The following is an 18,253-nucleotide window of genomic DNA, read 5'->3' as shown; positions in this document are numbered from 1 at the left end:
GCTCTGGCGGCGTTGTCACATGAGAGAGACCGCGAATGGTATCTGCAGCAGAACAAATGGCGGCGAACACCAGCTGGGCCGCCCTTGGCAAGGCAACCGATCTTCGCAATCGCATCTTCTTCACGCTTGGCCTTCTGATCGTCTATCGCCTTGGCACCTTCATTCCGGTGCCGGGTATCGATGGCGCGTCGCTGCGCGAGTTCATGGAAGGTGCCGCGACAGGAATCGGCGGCATCCTGTCGATGTTCACAGGTGGTGCGCTTGGCCGGATGGGGATCTTTGCCCTTGGCATCATGCCCTATATTTCGGCATCGATCATCGTGCAGCTTCTCACCTCGATGGTGCCCAAGCTGGAGCAGCTGAAGAAAGAGGGCGAGCAGGGCCGCAAGAAGATCAACCAGTACACCCGCTATGGCACTGTGTTCCTGGCGACCTTGCAGGCCTATGGCCTGGCCGCCAGCCTTGAAGCTGGCGATCTGGTCACCGACCCCGGCCTGTTCTTCCGCGCCTCTTGCGTGATCACCCTTGTGGGCGGCACCATGTTCCTGATGTGGCTGGGCGAGCAGATCACCGCGCGCGGCATCGGCAACGGTATCTCCCTGATCATCTTCGTCGGCATCGTGGCTGAGATCCCTGCCGCCATGGCGCAGTTCTTCAGCCAGGGCCGTTCGGGCGCCATCAGCCCCGCCGTGATCATCGGCGTGATCGTGATGGTGATCGTGACGATCGCCTTCGTGGTGTTCATGGAACGCGCCTTGCGCAAGATCCACATCCAGTACCCCCGCCGTCAGGCCGGGATGAAGGTCTATGAGGGCGGTTCGTCCAGCCTGCCGGTCAAGGTCAACCCCGCGGGCGTGATCCCCGCGATCTTCGCCAGCTCGCTGCTGCTGCTGCCCGCGACCATCAGCACCTTTTCAGGCGCCGATACCGGGCCGGTGATGTCGACGATCATGGCCTATTTCGGACCGGGACAGCCGCTGTATCTGCTGTTCTTCGTGGTGATGATCGTGTTCTTCTCGTATTTCTACACGTTCAACGTCTCGTTCAAGCCGGACGAGGTGGCCGAAAACCTCAAGAACCAGAACGGCTTTGTTCCCGGCATTCGCCCCGGCAAGAAAACCGCCGAATATCTGGAATATGTGGTCAGCCGTGTTCTGGCGCTTGGGTCGGCCTATCTGGCCGCCGTCTGCCTGCTGCCCGAGATCCTGCGGGCCGAACTGGCCGTGCCCTTCTACTTTGGCGGTACATCGGTGCTGATCGTCGTGTCGGTGACGATGGATACGATCCAGCAGGTTCAAAGCCATCTTCTGGCGCATCAGTATGAAGGTCTGATCGAAAAGTCGCAGCTTCGCGGCAAGGGCAAGAAACGCACGACCAGAAAGGCTCCGGCGCGCAGATGAACATCATTCTTCTTGGGCCCCCGGGGGCCGGAAAAGGCACGCAGGCCCGTCACCTGGTCGAGACGCGCAACATGATCCAGCTGAGCACCGGGGACATGCTGCGCGAGGCCCGCACAAGTGGTACCGATATGGGCCGCATCGTGGCCGACGTGATGGACCGTGGCGAGCTTGTGACCGACGAGATCGTGATCGGCCTGATCCGTGAAAGGCTGGAAGGCGACAAGGCCGGCGGTTTCATCTTCGACGGGTTCCCCCGGACGCTGCCGCAGGCCGATGCATTGGCGGATCTTCTGTCCAGCATGGGCGAGGCGCTGGATGCGGTGATCGAGATGCAGGTGGACGACGCTGCACTGGTGGCGCGTATCACCGGCCGCTTTACCTGTGGCGATTGCGGCGAGGTCTATCATGACGTCACCCATCGTCCGGCGGTGGATGGTGTCTGCGACAAATGCGGCGGCACAAACATGAAGCGCCGCGCCGATGATAACGAAGACAGTCTGCGCCAGCGTCTGATGGAATATTACAAGAAGACCTCGCCGCTGATCGGCTATTACTATGCCAAGGGTCAGTTGCGCACGGTCGATGGGCTGGCCGAAATCGGTGATGTTCAGAAGGCGATTGCCGCCGTTCTGGATTGATCACAGCAGAAAATCGCAAACCGGGGGCGGGGGGCTTGACGGCCCCCGCTTTTCTACATAACCAGCCCTATCTCGGACACGAGATTTGATTCTGCGCGGGTTCTGCCCGTTTCCGAATCGACATCTGAATTCAGCTGCGGCCCGATGGCACGATGCCTCTGGCCTACGTTGTGAAAAAAGGTTCTGGCACGACGGAACCGCAACGAAAAGGAAAGTGACACGTGGCACGTATCGCCGGCGTAAACATCCCGACCCAAAAACGGGTCCCGATCGCCCTGACTTACATCACCGGAATTGGCCATACTTCGGCCAAAGCCATCTGCGAAGCCGTGAACATCGACGCAACCCGTCGCGTGAACGAGCTGTCGGACGCCGAAGTTCTCGCCATCCGCGAGCATATCGACGCCAACTACACCGTGGAAGGCGACCTGCGCCGTGAGACGCAGATGAACATCAAGCGCCTGATGGACCTTGGCTGCTACCGTGGCCTGCGCCACCGTCGCAACCTGCCGGTTCGCGGCCAGCGCACCCATACCAACGCTCGTACCCGCAAAGGCCCCGCAAAGGCCATTGCCGGCAAGAAGAAATAAGGGAGGGCTGCATCAATGGCACGTGATACCCGTCGCGGAGGCAAGAAGAAGGTCTCCAAGAACATCGCTGCAGGCGTGGCGCATGTGAACTCTTCGTTCAACAACACCAAGATCCTGATTTCGGACGTGCAGGGCAATGCGATTGCCTGGTCTTCGGCTGGCACCATGGGCTTCAAGGGTTCGCGTAAATCGACCCCTTATGCCGCCCAGATGGCCGCAGAAGATGCCGGAAAGAAAGCCCAGGAACACGGCGTGAAGACGCTGGAAGTCGAAGTGCAGGGTCCCGGTTCGGGCCGTGAAAGCGCATTGCGCGCCCTGGCGGCTGTCGGTTTCAACATCACCTCGATCCGTGATGTGACCCCGATCGCGCACAACGGCTGCCGCCCTCCCAAGCGTCGCCGGGTCTGATCCCGCTTATTTTTCAGGGGGCCGCGCCTTGTGCTCGGCCCCTCGACGTCATTTAGAAACCTCGGGCGTCTTGGCCTTTTGGACATGAGGACAAGACAAGAATGGAGGGACGTATGATCCACAAGAACTGGGCCGAACTGATCAAGCCGACACAGCTTGACGTCAAGCCGGGCAACGATCCGGCCCGTCAGGCCACCGTGATCGCCGAACCGCTGGAGCGGGGCTTCGGCCTGACGCTGGGCAACGCGCTGCGCCGCATCCTGATGTCGTCGCTGCAAGGTGCCGCCATCACATCCGTGCAGATCGACAACGTGCTGCACGAATTTTCGTCCGTCGCCGGCGTGCGCGAGGACGTGACCGACATCATCCTGAACCTCAAGGGTGTCTCGATCCGCATGGAAGTGGAAGGGCCCAAGCGCCTGACCGTGAATGCAAAGGGTCCCGGCGTTGTCACGGCCGGTGACATCTCGGACAGCGCGGGCATCGAGATCCTGAACAAGGATCACGTGATCTGCCACCTGGACGATGGTGCGGACCTCTACATGGAACTGACGGTCAATACCGGCAAGGGCTATGTCTCGGCTGACAAGAACAAGCCGGAAGATGCGCCCATCGGTCTGATTCCGATCGACGCGATCTATTCGCCGATCAAGCGCGTGTCCTACGAAGTGACCCCGACCCGCGAAGGTCAGGTTCTGGACTATGACAAGCTGACCATGAAGATCGAAACCGATGGATCCCTGACACCGGATGATGCCGTTGCCTATGCCGCGCGCATCCTGCAGGATCAGCTGTCGATCTTCGTCAACTTTGACGAGCCCGAAAGCGCCACCCGTTCGGATGATGATGACGGGCTGGAGTTCAATCCGCTTCTGCTGAAGAAGGTGGACGAGCTGGAGCTGTCGGTGCGTTCGGCAAACTGCCTGAAGAACGACAACATCGTCTATATCGGCGACCTGATCCAGAAAACCGAAGCCGAGATGCTGCGCACCCCGAACTTCGGCCGCAAGTCGCTGAACGAGATCAAGGAAGTGCTGTCCGGCATGGGCCTGCACCTTGGCATGGATGTCGAGGATTGGCCGCCAGACAATATCGAAGATCTGGCCAAGAAATTCGAAGACGCGTTCTGAGAATAGGGGGCAGGCCAAAAGCCTGCCCCTTGAATGCCCGCGCTGGCGGGGAACACAAGGGCATGGTGCCCCAAGGAGAGTGGCTGACACGCATCGGCCACCGGACAAAGCAAAAAGCTTCGTAAAGCTTGAAGGAGAACGACAATGCGTCACGCAAGAGGCTACCGCCGCCTGAACCGTACCCATGAGCACCGCAAGGCGCTGTGGGCGAACATGGCCGGCTCGCTCATCGAACATGAGCAGATCAAGACAACCCTGCCCAAGGCAAAAGAACTGCGCCCGATCGTTGAAAAACTGATCACGCTGGGCAAGCGCGGCGATCTGCATGCCCGCCGTCAGGCCGCATCCCAGCTGAAGCAGGATGCCTATGTTGCAAAGCTGTTCGACATCCTGGGCCCGCGCTACAAGGATCGTCAGGGCGGCTACGTCCGCATCCTCAAGGCCGGTTTCCGTTATGGTGACATGGCACCGATGGCGATCATCGAATTCGTGGACCGCGACACCGCTGCCAAAGGCGCGGCCGACAAGGCCCGCGTTGCTGCCGAAGAGGTTGCCGAGGATTGATCCTCGCGCCCGCGGGCAATCGTTTCAGACCCCCGTCCCACAAGGGCGGGGGTTTTTCGTTTACCCTCTCTGACATCGCGGAACTTGCATCTCGGGGCGGCGGGGATCATATGACGCCAAAGGACAAGGGAGGTTCCAATGCTGCGTTCCGGTCTTGCAATCCTGTCAGTCATGGCCCTGGGGCTTACGCCACTGGCGCTCTCTGCTGAAACCCGCGTGCCTGGCAGCCTGGCCGAGATCCAGTTGGGTTTTGCGCCGCTGGTGAAACAGGCCACGCCCGCGGTGGTCAATATCTACGCCAAGCGGGTGGTCGCGGTGCGCTCCAGCCCCTTTGCTGGCGATCCGTTCTTCCAGGATCTTTTCCGCGATTTCGGCACGGTGCGCCCTGAGGTTCAGAACAGCCTTGGGTCTGGCGTCATCCTGTCGTCCGACGGGATCGTCGTGTCGAATTATCATGTCGTGGGCGAAGCGACGGATATTCGCGTCGTTCTGGCCGATCGGCGCGAATATGCGGCCACGGTCATCCTGGGCGACGAGGAAAGCGACCTTGCGGTTCTGCGGCTTGACGGGGCGACCGATCTGCCCGCGCTGAGCCTGCGCGACAGCGACAGTGTCGAGGTGGGCGAACTGGTGCTGGCGATCGGCAACCCTTTCGGCGTGGGCCAGACCGTCAGCAGCGGGATCGTGTCGGGGCTGGCGCGGTCGGGCACGGCATCCGGTACGGGGCGGGGCTATTTCATCCAGACCGATGCCGCGATCAATCCCGGTAATTCCGGCGGCGCGCTGATCGACGTGAACGGCGCATTGATCGGGGTGAACACGTCGATCCTGACGCGGTCAGGCGGATCGAACGGGATCGGTTTCGCGATCCCCGCCAATCTTGTGGCCCGTTTCGTCGAACAGGCCCGCGAAGGGCGCATACGGTTCGAACGGCCCTGGGCGGGCATGTCCGGTCAATCCGTCGATGCGGATATCGCGGCCTCGCTTGGGCTGGATCGTCCCGGCGGGATTCTGGTGTCGGCCTTGCACCCGTCCAGCCCCTTTGCCGAAGCGGGTTTGCGCCCCGGCGACGTGATCCTGACAGTGGACGGCCAGCCCGTGAACACACCCGCCGAGATGGTTTTCCGGATGAGCGTGGCGGGCCTGGGCAAGGTGGCGCAGGTCACAGCGCTGCGCGATGGGGTGAGAGACACCGTGGCGGTTGAGCTGCGACCTGCGCCCGATACACCGCCACGCGCGATGCTCCGGCTTGACGAGGGTTCGCCCTTGCCGGGATTGACGGTGCTGAACGTCAATCCCGCCGTGCTGGCGGAATTCAACCTGCCGCTGGGCAGCGCTGGGGTGGTTGTGGCAAACCCAGGCCCCTACGGCGCAAGGCTGGGCATCCGCCCTGGAGACGTGATCCTGGCCATCAACGGCAATGCGATCACGCAGACAGCGCAGGTGCAGGATGCCTTGCGTGACGCTGCTGCGGCGCGCGCGCTGCGGCTTGATCTGCAACGCGGCTTGCAGCGGCTGTCGTTGCGCAGCAGGCTGTAAGGCATGGCTGATCTGTTCGACTCCGGCGGCAAGGACGAGGCCAAGGGCGCACCCCGTCCCTTGGCGGATCGCTTGCGCCCACAGCGTCTGGATCAGGTGATCGGGCAGGAACAGGTGCTTGGCCCCGACGCGCCGCTGGGCATCATGTTGTCTTCGGGATCGCTGTCATCGCTGATCCTGTGGGGGCCGCCCGGTGTGGGAAAGACCACCATCGCCCGGCTGCTGGCGGATGAGACGGATCTGCATTTCGTCCAGATCAGCGCGATCTTCACCGGCATGCCGGAACTGAGAAAGGTATTCGAGACAGCCAGGATGCGCCGCGCCAACGGGCAGGGGACCTTGCTGTTCGTGGATGAAATCCACCGTTTCAACAAGGCCCAGCAGGACGGTTTCCTGCCGCATATGGAGGATGGGACGATCCTTCTGGTGGGGGCCACCACCGAAAACCCCAGTTTCGAGTTGAACGCAGCCGTTCTGAGCCGTGCACAGGTGCTTGTGCTCAAGCGGCTGGATCTGTCGGATCTGGAACGCCTGGCGCAGCGGGCCGAAAAGGAACTGGACCGCGCCTTGCCGCTGACAGGCCCCGCGCGTGAGGCCCTGCTCGAGATGGCGGATGGCGACGGGCGCGCCTTGCTGAACCTGATCGAACAGGTGGCCGCATGGCGGGTCGAGGGCAAGCTGGATACCGATGCTCTGGCCACACGGCTGATGAAGCGCGCGGCCAAATATGACAAATCCGGGGATGAGCATTACAACCTGATCTCGGCGCTGCACAAATCCGTGCGCGGCTCTGATCCCGATGCCGCACTCTACTGGTTCGCACGCATGCTGACCGGGGGCGAGGATCCGCGCTATCTGGCGCGGCGGCTGACGCGCATGGCGGTCGAGGATATCGGACTTGCCGATCCGCAAGCGCAGGCCGTCTGCCTGCAAGCCTGGGAAACATACGAGCGGCTGGGCAGCCCCGAGGGCGAGTTGGCGCTGGGGCAGGCGGTCACCTACCTGGCGCTGGCGCCCAAGTCGAACGCTGGTTACACGGGTTTCAAGGCGGCCATGGCACTGGCGCAAAAGACGGGATCGGAACCGCCGCCCAAACATATCCTGAACGCACCGACCAAGTTGATGAAGGATCAGGGCTACGGTGCCGACTATGCCTATGACCATGATGCCGAGGATGGATTTTCGGGGCAGAACTATTTCCCGGACGGGGTCAGGCGCCCGGTTCTCTATCAACCGGTAGAGCGTGGTTTTGAGCGGGAGTTGAAGCGCCGGCTGGAGTATTTCAGCAAGTTGCGTGCGCGGCGCGAAAAGGGCTAGCGCGGCGGTTTTCTGCGAAAACTTGACATTCCCCGCCCCCCTCTTCACAGGTGCGGGCATGTTGACCACTTTGCTACAGGTCGCCCTTGGCGGCGCAATCGGGGCCACGGCCCGTTATCTGACTTCCATGGGGGCGCTGCGTCTGTTGGGGGCCGGTTTTCCATGGGGCACGCTGGCCGTCAACGTGATCGGGTCCTTCCTGATGGGTTTGCTGGTCGTCGTACTGGCGCAGCGGGATGCCACGCGGCTGGCGCCTTTTCTGCTGACGGGCATCCTTGGTGGGTTCACGACGTTTTCGGCGTTTTCGCTGGATGCCATGGCGCTTTATGAGCGCGGTGAAACCATGCTGGCGGCTTTCTATGTGGGTGCGTCGGTGATCCTGTCGCTGAGTGCGCTGGCCCTGGCCATGGTGGTCGCAAGAGAGGTGCTCCAATGAGCCGTGTCCAAAACATTCCCGTGTCCGAGGCCGATAGCGACCAGCGCCTTGATCGCTGGCTGCGCCGGATCTTCCCGCATCTGACCCAAGGCATGGTCGAGAAGATGTGCCGCAAGGGCGAACTGCGTGTCGATGGCGGCCGCGTGAAGGCGGCAACCCGGCTTGCAGCCGGGCAGCAGGTACGCATTCCGCCGCTGCCTGATGCCGAGCAGATGACCCTGGTGACGGAAACGCGACTGAACCCGGCAGACATCAAGATGATGCAGGACGCGGTGATCTATCGCGACGACCACATCATCGCGATCAACAAGCCGGCCGGCTTGCCGACACAGGGCGGCAGCAAGACGGTCAAGCATGTGGATGGCCTGGCCGAGGCGCTGCGCTTTGGCTACGAGGAAAAGCCGCGTCTGGTGCACCGGCTGGACAAGGATACGACTGGTGTCCTGGTCCTGGCGCGCGACCGCAAGACCGCATCTGCCCTGACCGAGGCGTTCCGTCACCGCGAGACGCGCAAGATCTACTGGGCCCTCGTGGCCGGTGTGCCCACGCCTTACCTGGGCGAGATCAAGTTCGGCCTGGTCAAGGCCCCCGGCCACGGCGCCAAGGGCGAGGGCGAAAAGATGCATTGCGTCCACCCGCGGGACATCGACAGGACCCCGGGCGCGAAACGGGCGCATACGCTTTATGCCACGCTCTACCGTGTTGGCGGGCGGGCGTCCTGGGTGGCGATGGAACCCCTGACAGGGCGTACCCATCAGCTGCGTGCCCATATGGCCGAGATCGGGCATCCGATCATCGGGGATGGCAAATATGGCGGCTCGGGTCAGGAAAACCTTGGCGATGGCTGGGGCGCGCAACTGGGCGGCATCATCTCGAAGAAGCTGCACCTGCATGCGCGGATGCTGCGGTTCGAGCATCCTCATACCCGCAAGGTGATCACCATCACCGCGCCGCTGCCCGATCACATGGCCCATAGCTGGGACACTTTCGGCTGGACCGAGGATCTGGCCGCAGAGGACCCGTTCGAGGCGCTGCGGTGACGGATCGGTTGCGATTGGTGATCTTCGATGTCGATGGCACGCTTGTCGACAGCCAGGCGGATATTCTGGGCGCCATGGCGGCTGCCTTTGCCCTGTATGGCCTGGATGTGCCGCCGCGCGAAGCTGTCTTGTCCATCGTGGGGCTGTCGTTGAACGAGGCGATGGCCCGTCTGGTGCCCCATCTGCCCGAAACGCTGCGCGCCGCATTGGTCGCGGGCTACAAGAACGCCTACATGACTGCCCGTGTCGCCAGTGACACGCGTCAGACCTCGCCGCTTTATCCGGGCGCCCGCGCGGTGCTGGACCTGCTGTCGCGTCAGTCTCATACCTTGTTGGGGGTGGCCACAGGCAAATCGCAGCGCGGTCTGGATGCGCTGATCGCCAGTCACGGGCTTGAAGGGCTGTTCCAGACAAGACAGGTGGCCGATCATCATCCGTCAAAGCCGCATCCGTCGATGCTGCTTGCGGCCTTGCGCGAAACCGGTGTGGATGCGCGCGATGCGGTCATGGTGGGCGATACCAGTTATGACATGGACATGGCCCGTGCCGCCGGGATCAGGGCGATCGGTGTCAGCTGGGGCTACCATGCGCCGGCCGCGCTGCATGGGGCGCATCATGTGATCGACAGGTTCGAGGATCTGCCATCCCGGCTTGAAGATATCTGGAGGGTTGCAGCATGAGCGAGTGGAAAGCCAAACGATTCTGGAAAGCGGCCAGTGTGGTCGAGGCATCGGGTGGGTTTACCGTTCATCTGGACGGTCGCGCGGTGAAGACCCCGGCGAAGACGCCCCTGATCGTGCCGACCCGCGCCATGGCGGCGGCAATCGCGGCTGAATGGGATGCACAGGATGGCGCGATCGACCCGCGTACGATGCCCGTCACACGTTCTGCCAATGCGGCCATCGACAAGGTTGCCATCCAGCATGCCGAAGTCGCGCAGATGATCGCGGATTACGGCGACAGCGACCTGCTGTGCTACCGTGCACCCGGTCCCGCCGAGCTGATCGAACGGCAGGCGCGGATGTGGGACCCGGTGCTTGACTGGGCCGCCGAGGCGCTTGAGGCCCGTCTGGAAACCGCCTCTGGCGTGATGCATGTGCCGCAGGACGCTGCCACGCTGCAGCGGTTGGCGGACCGCGTTCACGCGATGGACAACTTTGCCCTGGCGGCGTTTCATGACCTGGTCAGCCTGTCCGGCTCGTTGGTTCTGGGCTTCGCAGCCGTGATGAATCACCTGCCGATCGAGGACGTCTGGCGGCTGTCGCGAGTCGACGAAGACTGGCAGATCGAGCAATGGGGCGTCGATGACGAAGCGGCGGCCATGGCCGAGACGAAACGATCCGCATTCCGACATGCGAAATTCTTCCATGATCTTTCGCGACCGCCCGAATAGCTGCCGAATCCTCAGGCTTCCGTAACGGAATGACCCTCACAGCCTTTCCGTTTGGTGATGATTGACTTGACGGAATGCGATGAATCCGACCAAAGTTGCGAACACTGGGGATCACTCTCCTCAGAATATGCCAACCGTCCGCTGGGCCGGTAAAAGCGCTCTGCGTAAAGAGCGGTAAATCAGGAAGAGGTAAAAATGAACAAAAAAGTTTTCTTGGGTGCGCTCACTGTTGCTGGGCTTGCCGCCGGTGCTGCCGCGGCAGCCACCATTGACGACGTCAAGGCACGCGGCACCCTCAAGTGTGGTTCCAACGAAGGCCTGGCTGGTTTCGCGGCTCCGGATGCCAATGGCGTCTGGCAAGGTTTCGACGTGTCGCTGTGCCGTGCAATCGCGGCAGCAGTTCTGGGTGATGCGCAGGCTGTGGAATTCGTTCCGCTGACCAGCCAGACCCGCTTCACCGCGCTTGCCGCAGGCGAAGTCGATGTGCTGGTGCGGAACTCCACCTGGACGTTCTCGCGCGATACGGACCTGAAACTGGATTTCGTCGGCGCGAACTACTACGACGGTCAGGGCTTCATGGTCCGCACTGATATCGGCGTGTCTTCGGCCAAGGAACTGGACGGCACCACCGTCTGCATCCAGACCGGCACGACCACCGAACTGAACCTTGCGGATTTCTTCCGTACCAACAACATCAGCTATGAGCCGGTGCCGGTTGCGACCAACGCCGAAGGCCAGCAGCAGTACCTTGCCGGTGCTTGCGACGTCTACACGACGGACGTGTCCGGCCTGGCCGCGACCCGCGCAACCTTCGAGAACGCAAGCGAGCATGTGATCCTGCCGGAAATCGTTTCCAAAGAGCCGCTGGGACCCGCCGTGCGCCATGGCGACAACGATTGGGGCGATATCGTTCGCTGGACGCTGAACGCGCTGATCGCTGCTGAAGAGTACGGCGTGACCTCGGCAAACGTGATGGAACTGGCCGCTGGCCCGACCGCCAACCCCGAAATCAACCGTCTGCTGGGCACCGAAGGTGAACTGGGCGCGATGATTGGTCTGGACAAGGATTGGGCTGTTCGCGCGATCGCAGCCGTGGGCAACTACGGTGAAGTGTTCGAGCGCAACATTGGCGAAGCGACGCCTGTCGGCCTTGCACGCGGTCTGAACGCACAGTGGACCGAAGGTGGTCTGCTCTACGCTCCGCCGTTCCGCTGATCCATGATTTTCAGGGGGCCGGTGCGTACCGGCCCCTGAATTCAATCGTCTGATCGACTGATACCCCTTCGCGGGCCATGCGCTGCACGGCCTTCCATCTCTCTTTTTCCGTTGAGGAGTGCGTATGGCCGAAGCGACCGACCCCCCGCGCGAGACTTTCAGGCTTAGCCAGCTGCTCTACGATGCGCGCTATCGCTCGATGACCATCCAGGTTGTCGCCGCGATCCTCATCATGTTGCTGCTTGTGGAACTGGTCGACAACACCGTGACCAACCTGGCCGCACTCGGCAAGGACATCCGCTTTGGTTTCCTCTGGAGTACTGCTGGCTACGACATCAACCAGCAGCTGATCCCCTTCACCTCGCAGGATACGCATGCGCGCGCCGCCGTGGTCGGGATCCTCAACACGCTTCTTGTCGCCTTTCTGGGGTGTCTTCTTGCCACGCTGATCGGGGTTCTGGCCGGCGTTCTGCGCCTGTCCAAGAACTGGATCGTGGCGCGGATCATGACATTCTACGTCGAAGCGATGCGCAATACGCCGCTTCTGATCTGGATCCTGATCGTCTTTGCCGTGATGACCGAAGCCACACCGCAGCCCCGCGAATTCCGCGAGGGGGGTGGCGCGTCGATGATCCTGTGGGACAGCGTCGCGATCTCCAACCGGGGCGTATACATACCGCGACCGATCTGGGAGGCCGGGTCCGGCGTTGTCGTGGCCGTGTTCGTGTTGTCCATCATCGGGATTTTCGTGCTGCGTAACATCGCGCGCAAACGGCAGCAGGCCACGGGCCAGCAGCTTCCGGTGCTACGCATATCGCTGCTGCTTTTCTTCGTGCCGACCCTGCTGGCCTATTTCCTGTTGGGGCGTCCCGTCACGCTGGAAATGCCTGAACTGGGCGGGTTTAACTTTTCGGGCGGCATCCAGATCCGCAACTCGTTCATCGCGCTCTGGCTGGCCCTGTCGCTGTACACATCTGCGTTCATCGCGGAAATCGTGCGTTCGGGGATTTTGGCCATCTCGAAGGGCCAGACCGAGGCGGCATTCGCCCTGGGGATCCAGCCCAACCGCACAATGCAGCTGATCATCCTGCCGCAGGCGCTGCGGGTGATCATTCCTCCGCTGATTTCGCAGTATCTGAACCTGACAAAGAACTCATCGCTGGCCATCGCCGTGGGGTATATGGACGTGCGTTCCACCCTGGGGGGGATCACCATCAACCAGACCGGGCGCGAGCTTGAGGGGATGCTGCTTCTGGGCATCTTCTACCTGATCACCAGCCTGATCATCTCGGCCCTGATGAACCTTTATAACTCCAGCGTGAAACTGAAGGAGCGGTGAGATGAGTTCGGACAGATCCCAATCCGTCGCTTTCGTACGCCGCGACATGATCGAAGCCTCGGCACCCCCATTGGGGCAGACCGGTGCGCTGAAATGGGCCCGTGAAAACCTGTTCTCGGGCTGGTTCAACACGATCCTGACGCTGATGTCGCTTTATGTGATCTGGTACGTCCTGTCGGGCGTTCTTCCCTGGACCCTGGGCGGTATCTGGGACGCCGGATCGCTTGGCGAATGCCGCGAGATCCGCGATGCGCGCGGCCTTGAAAGCGCTGCCTGCTGGGCCGTGATCAACGAACGCTGGCTGCAGATCCTGTTCGGCTTCTACCCGACCGACGATCTGCTTTTGGCGACGCTGTTCAATGGCGACGCGCTGGCGGCTGCCGGCGGCGCCGAGGAGGTCTTTGGGGGTGGGATGAATGCGACGCAGCGCATCGAATTCGTATCCGCCATGAAAAACGAACTGAGCAATGGCCTGATCTTCCTGTTCGGTTATTGGCGTCCCCTGCTGGCGCTGTTGCTGCTGGTGGTGGCCGTCGCGCCGATCCTGTATTCCAGCCTGCCGCGTCCCATGCTGATGTTTTCGCTGGCATATCCTTTCGTGGCGTTCTTCCTGCTGTGGGGTGGGTCGGTCTGGCTGCCGGCGCTGGTGGCCATCGGGCTTGTGGCCACGGTGATGATCGGGCGGGCCGTCTCTGCCCGGTTCGGAATGCTGGGCGGGTCTTTGGCGGGCATTCTTGCCTTCCTGATGATCTTCATGAATCCGCTGTCCTTCATCGGGGCCGCTGGTCTTTTCCCGCTTTTGCCGCATCTGCTTGGTGTGATGGACAGCATCCTGCCCTGGGGTCTGACGGCCGTATCCTCTGACCAGTTCGGCGGCTTCATGCTGGCGATCATCATCGGCACCTCGGGCATCGTGCTGTCCCTGCCGCTGGGGATCATGCTGGCGCTGGGGCGGCAATCGTCCATGCCGCTGATCAAATGGGTCTGCGTGTCCTTTATCGAAGTGATCCGTGGCGTGCCGCTGATCGTGTGGCTGTTCACCGCCTCGTTGCTGCTGAACTATTTCCTGCCGCCGGGCACCAGTTTCGATCTGCTACTGCGCGTGATCATCATGGTGACACTGTTCGCCTCGGCCTATATCGCGGAAGTGGTGCGGGGCGGTCTGGCTGCCTTGCCGACCGGCCAATATGAGGCGGCGGATTCGCTGGGTCTGGATTACTGGAAATCGATGCGGCTGATCGTGCTGCCGCAGGCGCTGAAAATCTCGATTCCCGGCATCGTGAACACCTTCATCGGACTGTTCAAGGACACGACGCTGGTGGTCTTCATCGGCCTGCGCGATCCGCTGGGTCTGACCAACGCGATCCGCGCTACCGCAGAATGGAACGGCATCTACTGGGAGCTTTACGTCTTCGTGGGCCTGCTGTTCTTCGTCTTCTGCTTCTTCATGTCACGTTATTCAATGTATCTGGAGCAGCGCCTCCGGACAGATCATCGCTGAGGAGACCAACATGGCCGAGATTGGACTGAACACTGAGCCGACCGGGCGCGTTGCAACCAACGTATCCGACGAGGTGGCTATCTCCATCGAGAACATGAACAAGTGGTATGGCAGCTTCCACGTGCTGCGCGACATTGATCTGACTGTCTATCGCGGCGAGCGGATCGTGATTGCCGGGCCGTCAGGGTCGGGAAAGTCGACCCTGATCCGCTGCATCAACGCTTTGGAAGAACATCAGAAAGGCAAGATCACCGTCGATGGCACGGTGCTGTCTTCGGACCTGAAGAACATCGACCGTATCCGGTCCGAGGTCGGGATGGTGTTCCAGCATTTCAACCTGTTCCCGCATCTGACGATCCTGGAGAACTGCACCCTCGCGCCGATCTGGGTCCGCAAGATCCCCAAGCGCGAGGCCGAGGAAATCGCGATGCATTTCCTGACCAAGGTGAAAATCCCCGAGCAGGCCGACAAGTATCCAGGCCAGTTGTCGGGTGGTCAGCAGCAGCGTGTGGCCATCGCACGGTCACTTTGCATGCGGCCCCGTATCATGCTGTTCGACGAGCCGACATCGGCACTGGACCCCGAAATGATCAAGGAAGTGTTGGACACGATGGTCAGCCTTGCCGAAGAAGGCATGACCATGCTTTGTGTGACCCACGAGATGGGCTTTGCCCGCCAGGTCGCAAACCGCGTGATCTTCATGGATCAGGGTCAGATCGTTGAGCAGAATGAACCGGAAGAGTTCTTCAACAACCCGCAGTCCGAGCGTACGAAACTGTTCCTGAGCCAGATCCTGGGCCACTAAGGCCGATCGGCACCGCAGACATGAAACGCCGCCTTCGGGCGGCGTTTTGCATGTATCTCATGCAAGGTCGGCGGGTATCACGAAGTCCAGGGCGCGGCCTGTGCCAAGGGAAAGATCTGCCCAGCTGTCGATCTCGAAATCTGCAACCAGGGTGGCGCAGGTCGGATAGTCGTCAAACCTTGGATGATCCGGTGCGTCATGCAGCAATTCCGCGGCGAAGGTGGCAATGCCTGGATTGTGGCCCAGCATCAGAACGGTGTGGCCCTGCGCCTGCTGTAATGCGTGCTGCAGGATGTCCGGATCGGCGTGATAGAGGGCCGGCAGGAAAACCGCGGGCGCACCAAGGCCCAGCCCGTCCAGCGTCTGACGGGTGCGACTGGCGGTCGAACACAGGACCTGATCAGGCAGATAGCCGTTCATGCGAAGCCATCCCCCCAAGGCGGGTGCATCCCGCATCCCGCGTTCATTCAACTGGCGATCATGATCGGCAAGGCCGAGACTACCCCAATCGGATTTCGCGTGGCGCATCAGGATCAGGGTCCGTGTCATTGAAAAGCTCTCATGTGAAATGCGGATTGTTCCGGCAATCTGCCATGGCGCGCGCTGATGGGACAGGCCCGTCGGGTCAGGCAGCCGCCCTGGATGCATTCACGGCCTGCATTGCCTGCTATGTGAGCACGGCATGACGGCACGTCATAGCCATCCGGTCCGAGCGCACCGATCGGGCAGGCCGTCAGACAGGGCTTTTGCACGCATGTCTTGCAGGGTGTGGTTGCCGTGGGCGTGGGAATCTTCAACCGCCCCGGCAAGGCCAGGGCCCCGCGATAGGATATGAACAAACCTGCAGTGTCATGCACAAGCAGCCTGACAGGTGACGCCCAGGCCCGCCCCGAGGCCAGCGCCCATGAATAGAACGGGTGAAATGGCGCGCCGCCAAAGGGAAACAGTGCCTTTGCACCAAGGTCATGGGCCAGTGCCCCGATAACCCTGGCCGACCACCTGTCCATCGGGTCAGGTGCGCCATCCCGATATTCCGGGCTTTCGGTGAAGGCCGGCCAGAACTGCGGCTCGCGCGGGGCCAGAAGAAGCAGCGTTCCGGTGCCGGCCGGGCAACCCTGATCCGGGGCAGGGTGAAAAGCACCGGCTATATCGAGATCAGCCGCGTTTGCCGACGTCAGGACCGCGTCGAAGCTGGGCGCCGGTGAACCGGCCCCGCTCAATCGAAACTGGCGCGGATCAGCGACCCGGCACCATGTTCCGTGAAGAGTTCTAGAAGCGTCGCGTTGGGGGCGCGCCCGTCCAGAATGACCACGGCACGCACCCCGCCTTCAATGGCATCCAGGGCGGTTTCGGTCTTGGGGATCATGCCGCCCGCGATGGTACCATCGGCTGTCATTTCGCGGATCTGTTCGGCGGTGATCGCGGTCAGAACCTCGCCTTCCTTGTTCTTCACCCCGGCAACATCCGTCAGCAGCAACAGACGGTCAGCCTTGAGAGCGGCGGCAATGGCGCCTGCGGCCGTGTCGCCATTGATGTTGTAGGTTTCACCATTATGACCCGCGCCCAGAGGGGCGATAACCGGAATGACGCCCGCATCAAACAGGGTCCGCAGGATCGAGGGGTCGATCTCGGAGGGGGTGCCCACCAGGCCCAGCTCGGGGTTGGTCTGTTTGCAGAAGATCAGGTTCGCATCCTTGCCCGAAAGACCGACGGCACGACCGCCCTGCGCGTTGATGGCCTGCACGATCCGCTTGTTGACCCGGCCTGACAGGACCATTTCCACGACTTCCATCGTGGCGGTATCCGTCACACGCTTGCCACGCACGAAGTCTGACTTGATCTCCAGCTTGTCCAGCATTTCGTTGATCATGGGGCCGCCGCCATGAACGATGACCGGGTTCACGCCAACCTGCCGCATCAGAACGATATCGCGGGCGAAGGTGTCCATCGCCTCGTCGTCGCCCATGGCATGGCCGCCGAATTTGATGACGACAATGGCCCCGGCGTAGCGTTGCAGGTAGGGCAGAGCCTCGGACAGGGTCCGGGCTGTGGCGATCCAGTCGCGGTTCATGTCTCTTTTTTTCATCCCAAAGTCCTTTTGTCCCCTGTCCTATCGGCTGGGGTCCGGCCTGCCAAGTGTCGCGTTGTAACGGCCCAGCGAAATGATAGGCTCGGCGCAGCAATGCAACAAGGGGTGCCATGCATGGGTGACAGACAGAAGACATTGCTGCTGACGGGGGCCAGCCGTGGAATCGGGCATGCGACGGTGCGACGGTTCAACGCCGAAGGCTGGCGCGTCATCACCTGCTCGCGGCATGCCTTTCCGGCCGAATGCCCCTGGGGGGGTGGTGCGGAAAACCATGTGCAGATCGACCTTGCCGATCCCAATGACACGATCGCCAAACTGGCCGATATCCGCGAGCGGCTGGACGGGCGCCTTGATGCGCTGGTCAACAATGCCGGCATTTCGCCCAAGGGAAACACGGGCGAGCGGTTGAACACCATCAGCACCGACCTGCGGACCTGGGGGCATGTGTTTCATGTGAATTTTTTCGCCTCGGTCGTGCTGGCGCGAGGGTTGAAAGAGGAACTGGCCGCGGCGCAAGGCTCGGTCGTCAACATCACGTCTATCGCGGGCGCGCGGGTGCATCCTTTCGCGGGGGCTGCATATTCCACGTCAAAGGCCGCACTGGCCGCGTTGACCCGCGAGATGGCGCATGATTTCGGCCCCTTCGGCGTGCGTGTGAATGCCGTGGCGCCGGGCGAGGTGGAAACATCCATCCTGTCGCCGGGCACGGACAAGATCGTCGAAAAGCTGCCGATGCGGCGCCTTGGCCAACCCGACGAGGTGGCGGCCACGATCTTTTTCCTGTGTTCTGACCAGTCGTCCTATATCACGGGTACCGAGATCGAGGTGAACGGCGGGCAGCACGTTTGA

General features: G+C 61.7%; 20 protein-coding genes. 17 read left to right on the top strand and 3 right to left on the bottom strand.

Features of this window, described 5'->3' with window-relative positions:
* The first annotated feature begins 35 nt into the window (after positions 1–35).
* The 16 genes from secY to ACFQ3C_RS13795 all read left to right on the top strand — a co-directional run bounded on the left by secY (position 36) and on the right by ACFQ3C_RS13795 (position 15,315).
* Positions 36–1,400, top strand: a complete 1,365-nt coding sequence (secY, locus tag ACFQ3C_RS13870) for a preprotein translocase subunit SecY (protein ID WP_380792943.1) — start codon at positions 36–38, stop codon at positions 1,398–1,400.
* Positions 1,397–2,038 (top strand): adenylate kinase, encoded by a 642-nt coding sequence (locus ACFQ3C_RS13865; RefSeq protein WP_380792940.1) that lies wholly within the window; start codon positions 1,397–1,399, stop codon positions 2,036–2,038. Before secY ends, ACFQ3C_RS13865 begins: the two co-directional genes overlap by 4 nt.
* Before the next feature lie 221 nt (positions 2,039–2,259).
* Positions 2,260–2,628, top strand: coding sequence for a 30S ribosomal protein S13 (gene rpsM, locus ACFQ3C_RS13860; RefSeq protein WP_068289155.1), 369 nt, complete (start codon positions 2,260–2,262; stop codon positions 2,626–2,628).
* 15 nt (positions 2,629–2,643) lie between these two features.
* Positions 2,644–3,036 (top strand): 30S ribosomal protein S11, encoded by a 393-nt coding sequence (gene rpsK, locus ACFQ3C_RS13855; RefSeq protein WP_068289152.1) that lies wholly within the window; start codon positions 2,644–2,646, stop codon positions 3,034–3,036.
* 113 nt (positions 3,037–3,149) lie between these two features.
* Positions 3,150–4,166, top strand: a complete 1,017-nt coding sequence (locus tag ACFQ3C_RS13850; RefSeq protein WP_380793346.1) for a DNA-directed RNA polymerase subunit alpha — start codon at positions 3,150–3,152, stop codon at positions 4,164–4,166.
* A gap of 144 nt (positions 4,167–4,310) precedes the next feature.
* On the top strand, positions 4,311–4,730 hold the full coding sequence (rplQ, locus tag ACFQ3C_RS13845) for a 50S ribosomal protein L17 (protein WP_380792933.1): 420 nt from the start codon (positions 4,311–4,313) through the stop codon (positions 4,728–4,730).
* Positions 4,731–4,868: 138 nt separating this feature from the next.
* Entirely contained in the window at positions 4,869–6,269 is a 1,401-nt protein-coding gene (locus ACFQ3C_RS13840) for a Do family serine endopeptidase (protein ID WP_380792930.1), read from the top strand.
* A gap of 3 nt (positions 6,270–6,272) precedes the next feature.
* On the top strand, positions 6,273–7,586 hold the full coding sequence (locus ACFQ3C_RS13835) for a replication-associated recombination protein A (protein WP_380792927.1): 1,314 nt from the start codon (positions 6,273–6,275) through the stop codon (positions 7,584–7,586).
* Between the two features lie 58 nt (positions 7,587–7,644).
* Positions 7,645–8,022, top strand: coding sequence for a fluoride efflux transporter CrcB (gene crcB / locus ACFQ3C_RS13830; protein ID WP_380792924.1), 378 nt, complete (start codon positions 7,645–7,647; stop codon positions 8,020–8,022).
* A complete protein-coding gene (locus tag ACFQ3C_RS13825) occupies positions 8,019–9,062 on the top strand; it encodes an RluA family pseudouridine synthase (RefSeq protein WP_380792921.1) in 1,044 nt (347 codons plus the stop codon). The genes crcB and ACFQ3C_RS13825 overlap by 4 nt, the downstream gene beginning before the upstream one ends.
* Positions 9,059–9,742 carry an HAD-IA family hydrolase gene (locus ACFQ3C_RS13820; RefSeq protein WP_380792918.1) on the top strand — a complete coding sequence of 228 codons (684 nt, stop codon included), beginning with the start codon at positions 9,059–9,061 and terminating at the stop codon, positions 9,740–9,742. The genes ACFQ3C_RS13825 and ACFQ3C_RS13820 overlap by 4 nt, the downstream gene beginning before the upstream one ends.
* Positions 9,739–10,455, top strand: coding sequence for an ATP12 family chaperone protein (locus ACFQ3C_RS13815; RefSeq protein ID WP_380792915.1), 717 nt, complete (start codon positions 9,739–9,741; stop codon positions 10,453–10,455). The genes ACFQ3C_RS13820 and ACFQ3C_RS13815 overlap by 4 nt, the downstream gene beginning before the upstream one ends.
* 195 nt (positions 10,456–10,650) lie before the next feature.
* The gene (locus ACFQ3C_RS13810; protein ID WP_380792910.1) at positions 10,651–11,670 is read left to right on the top strand and encodes an amino acid ABC transporter substrate-binding protein; all 1,020 of its coding nucleotides are present in this window, start codon (positions 10,651–10,653) and stop codon (positions 11,668–11,670) included.
* A gap of 124 nt (positions 11,671–11,794) precedes the next feature.
* Complete coding sequence (locus ACFQ3C_RS13805) at positions 11,795–13,009, top strand: amino acid ABC transporter permease (RefSeq protein WP_380792904.1); 1,215 nt, start codon at positions 11,795–11,797, stop codon at positions 13,007–13,009.
* 1 nt (position 13,010) lies between these two features.
* Positions 13,011–14,510, top strand: coding sequence for an amino acid ABC transporter permease (locus tag ACFQ3C_RS13800; RefSeq protein WP_380792900.1), 1,500 nt, complete (start codon positions 13,011–13,013; stop codon positions 14,508–14,510).
* 10 nt (positions 14,511–14,520) lie between these two features.
* Positions 14,521–15,315 (top strand): amino acid ABC transporter ATP-binding protein, encoded by a 795-nt coding sequence (locus ACFQ3C_RS13795; protein WP_380792898.1) that lies wholly within the window; start codon positions 14,521–14,523, stop codon positions 15,313–15,315.
* Between the two features lie 57 nt (positions 15,316–15,372).
* Here ACFQ3C_RS13795 and ACFQ3C_RS13790 read toward each other — a convergent pair whose 3' ends face one another.
* From ACFQ3C_RS13790 to argB, 3 genes are read right to left on the bottom strand one after another with little or no spacing between them, the layout of a single operon-like run.
* Complete coding sequence (locus ACFQ3C_RS13790; protein ID WP_380792896.1) at positions 15,373–15,864, bottom strand: SixA phosphatase family protein; 492 nt, start codon at positions 15,862–15,864, stop codon at positions 15,373–15,375.
* Positions 15,861–16,493: a ferredoxin gene (locus ACFQ3C_RS13785; protein ID WP_380793344.1), complete on the bottom strand. Its 633-nt coding sequence runs from the start codon at positions 16,491–16,493 to the stop codon at positions 15,861–15,863. The genes ACFQ3C_RS13790 and ACFQ3C_RS13785 overlap by 4 nt, the downstream gene beginning before the upstream one ends.
* Positions 16,494–16,531: 38 nt before the next feature.
* Positions 16,532–17,401, bottom strand: coding sequence for an acetylglutamate kinase (argB, locus tag ACFQ3C_RS13780; RefSeq protein WP_380792894.1), 870 nt, complete (start codon positions 17,399–17,401; stop codon positions 16,532–16,534).
* 117 nt (positions 17,402–17,518) lie between these two features.
* Between argB and ACFQ3C_RS13775 the strand changes: the two genes are divergently transcribed.
* A complete protein-coding gene (locus ACFQ3C_RS13775) occupies positions 17,519–18,253 on the top strand; it encodes an SDR family NAD(P)-dependent oxidoreductase (RefSeq protein ID WP_380792891.1) in 735 nt (244 codons plus the stop codon).

It is taken from the genome of Seohaeicola saemankumensis (assembly GCF_042678485.1).
GTDB classification, from domain to species: Bacteria; Pseudomonadota; Alphaproteobacteria; order Rhodobacterales; family Rhodobacteraceae; genus Seohaeicola; species Seohaeicola saemankumensis.
The sequence above is the reverse complement of the archived record's forward strand: the minus strand, read 5'-3'. Positions and strand labels throughout refer to the sequence as shown.